Annotated in this window: 3 protein-coding genes; all 3 read left to right on the top strand. The window is 61.2% G+C overall.

The window, feature by feature from the left end; genetic code table 11:
- The first annotated feature begins 50 nt into the window (after nucleotides 1-50).
- The 3 genes from ACRESD_RS03045 to ACRESD_RS03035 all read left to right on the top strand — a co-directional run bounded on the left by ACRESD_RS03045 (nucleotide 51) and on the right by ACRESD_RS03035 (nucleotide 2,703).
- Entirely contained in the window at nucleotides 51-1,172 is a 1,122-nt protein-coding gene (locus ACRESD_RS03045) for a 2-aminoethylphosphonate--pyruvate transaminase (protein ID WP_431749571.1), read from the top strand.
- Nucleotides 1,169-1,996 (top strand): phosphonoacetaldehyde hydrolase, encoded by an 828-nt coding sequence (phnX, locus tag ACRESD_RS03040; protein WP_431749570.1) that lies wholly within the window; start codon nucleotides 1,169-1,171, stop codon nucleotides 1,994-1,996. The genes ACRESD_RS03045 and phnX overlap by 4 nt, the downstream gene beginning before the upstream one ends.
- A gap of 113 nt (nucleotides 1,997-2,109) precedes the next feature.
- A complete protein-coding gene (locus tag ACRESD_RS03035; protein ID WP_431749569.1) occupies nucleotides 2,110-2,703 on the top strand; it encodes a cytochrome b in 594 nt (197 codons plus the stop codon).
- Nucleotides 2,704-2,891 lie beyond the last annotated feature (188 nt).

Below are 2,891 nucleotides of genomic sequence, written 5' to 3'. Positions count from 1 at the left end.
CTGCAATTTAGGCGCCGTAGATTGACTCGACCGCTTCACGAGGAGCCGCAATGACCACGCCGATTCTGCTCACACCCGGCCCCCTGACCACGTCCGCCCGCACCCGCCAGGCGATGCTGGTGGATTGGGGTTCATGGGATGACCGCTTCAACCAGCTCACTGCCAGCGTCTGCGAGCAGTTGCTGGCGATCATCAACGGCGCCGCCAGCCACCATTGCGTGCCTTTGCAAGGCAGCGGCACCTTTGCCGTCGAAGCCGCCATTGGCACGCTGGTGCCACGCAACGGCAAGGTGCTGGTGTTGATCAACGGTGCCTACGGCAAGCGTCTGGCGAAGATCTGCGAAGTGCTCGGCCGCGAGTTCAGCACCTTTGAAACCGCTGAAGACGAACCCACCACCGCCGTCGACGTGGAGCGCCTGCTACAAGCAGACAGAACCATCACCCACGTCGCGTTGATCCACTGCGAAACCAGCACCGGCATTCTCAACCCACTGCCCGAGATCGCCCAGGTGGTGAAACGGCACGGCAAGCGCCTGATCATCGACGCCATGAGTTCCTTCGGTGCCCTGCCGATCGATGCCCATGAAGTGCCGTTCGACGCGCTGATCGCCGCGTCCGGCAAGTGTCTGGAAGGTGTGCCGGGCATGGGCTTTGTCTTCACTGACAAACAGGCGCTGGCCGCCGCCCAAGGCAACTGCCATTCCCTGGCGATGGACCTGTTCGACCAGCACAGCTACATGGCCAAGACCGGTCAATGGCGCTTCACCCCACCGACCCACGTGGTCGCTGCCCTGCACGAAGCGTTGTTGCAATACGCCGAAGAAGGCGGCCTGTCCGCACGCCATCAACGCTACGCCAACAATTGCCGGGCGCTGCTGGAAGGCATGGCTGAACTGGGTTTGCGCAGCTTCCTGCCGGCAGCGATCCAGGCACCGATCATCGTCACGTTCCACGCCCCGCAAGACCCGCATTACCAGTTCAAGGAGTTTTATGAGCGGGTCAAGGCCAAGGGTTTCATCCTGTATCCCGGCAAATTGACCCAGGTGGAAACCTTCCGTGTGGGCTGCATCGGCGATGTCGACGCCGCTGAAATGCACGCCGCCGTCGCCGCCATCGCCGAGGTGTTGAACGCTATGAATATCAACCTTTCTTCTCTTGGATCACACGCATGAACTATCAAAACCCCAACACCCTCCAGGCCGTGATCCTCGATTGGGCCGGCACCGTGGTCGACTTCGGTTCCTTTGCGCCTACGCAGATCTTTGTGGAAGCCTTCGCCGAGTTCGACGTGCAAGTGTCCATCGAAGAAGCCCGGGGCCCGATGGGCATGGGTAAATGGGACCATATCCGTACCCTCTGCGATCAACCGCAGGTGGCCGAGCGTTACCGCAAGGCCTTCGGCCGCACGCCGACCGACGATGACGTCACCACCATCTACCAGCGTTTCATGCCGCTGCAGATCGAGAAGATCGCCGAACACTCGGCGTTGATCCCGGGTGCCCTCGACACCATTGCGCGACTGCGGGTGCAAGGTATCAAGATCGGCTCCTGCTCCGGCTATCCCAAGCAGGTCATGGACAAGGTCGTCGCCCTGGCCACCACCAACGGCTATATCGCCGACCACGTGGTTGCCACCGACGAAGTCCCCAACGGACGCCCATGGCCGGCCCAGGCCCTGGCCAACGTGATCGCCCTGGGGATCGATGATGTGGCCGCGTGCGTCAAGGTCGACGACACCGTACCGGGCATCCTTGAAGGCCGCCGCGCGGGGATGTGGACGGTGGCCCTGACCTGCTCCGGCAACGCCCTGGGCCTGACCTACGAGCAGTTCCGTGCCCTGGACCCGGCGACCCTGGCCAGCGAACGCACACGCATCGAGGCCATGTTCAAAGGCTCACGTCCGCATTACCTGATCGATACCATCACCGACCTGCCGGCGGTCATCACCGATATCAACCAGCGCCTGGCCCGCGGTGAAATGCCGCAAAGCCACTGATAGAGGTCAAGACAACGGCATTGCGCCAGGCAAACCGCTCAAAACCGGCATACAGTTAAAGGACTCCGTCGCCAAAGAACGGAGGTATGCCCTGATGAGTGAGGAACCCAGCGATGCCGTGGAAAAATTCAGCTACGCGCTACAGCACCATGTCGATTGCGTTGCACTGGTTGATGGTGGTGCTGCTGGCGGTGGTGTACGCCTGCATTGAACTTCGTGGAATCTTTCCCAAAGGCAGTGGTGGTCGGGCGTTGATCGTGGAAATGCACTTCATGTTCGGCCTGACCGTGTTTGTACTGGTCTGGCTGCGTCTGTTCGCGCGTGCATTGGGCGTTGCGCCGAAAATCGTCCCGGCACCGCCAGCCTGGCAATCACTGCTGGCGACCCTGATGCATATCGCGCTGTATGTGTTCATGATCGGCACGCCGATCCTGGGCTGGTTGATCGTCAGTGCCCAGGGACATTCCGTGATGTTCTACGGGATGGAGTTGCCACCCCTGATCGGCGAAAACAAAGACTTGGCCAAACAGATCAAGGAATGGCATGAACTGAGCGGCACCGTCGGTTACTGGCTGATCGGGCTGCATGCGTTGGCTGGGATCTACCACCACTACGTCATGCGCGATAACACCGCGTTGCGAATGATGCCGGGTGGGAAGAGGCTTGCTCGCGATGGCGCTGATCCAGCCACCAAATTCGTCGACTGAAACGCCGTTATCGGGGGCAAGCCCTAATGCCAGTCAGTTAAGAAAATCTACCGCGGCCAAACTCTTGTAGTGAGCGGGCTTGCCCCGCGCTGGGTGGCGAAGCCGCCCCAACAAGGACGCTGCGGTGTTTCAGAAACGCCGAGGTGCATGGGGGTGGGGCCGCTTCGCAGCCCAGCGCGGGGCAAGCC

The sequence above is a fragment of the Pseudomonas sp. genome, from assembly GCF_050739995.1.
GTDB lineage: Bacteria > Pseudomonadota > Gammaproteobacteria > Pseudomonadales > Pseudomonadaceae > Aquipseudomonas.
This window is presented reverse-complemented; position numbering and strand designations above follow the sequence as displayed.

Coding starts and splice junctions, on each gene's coding strand:
- ACRESD_RS03045 (WP_431749571.1), top strand. CDS start 51: ATGACCACGCCGATTCTGCTCACACCCGGCCCCCTGACCACGTCCGCC.
- phnX (WP_431749570.1), top strand. CDS start 1,169: ATGAACTATCAAAACCCCAACACCCTCCAGGCCGTGATCCTCGATTGG.
- ACRESD_RS03035 (WP_431749569.1), top strand. CDS start 2,110: ATGCCGTGGAAAAATTCAGCTACGCGCTACAGCACCATGTCGATTGCG.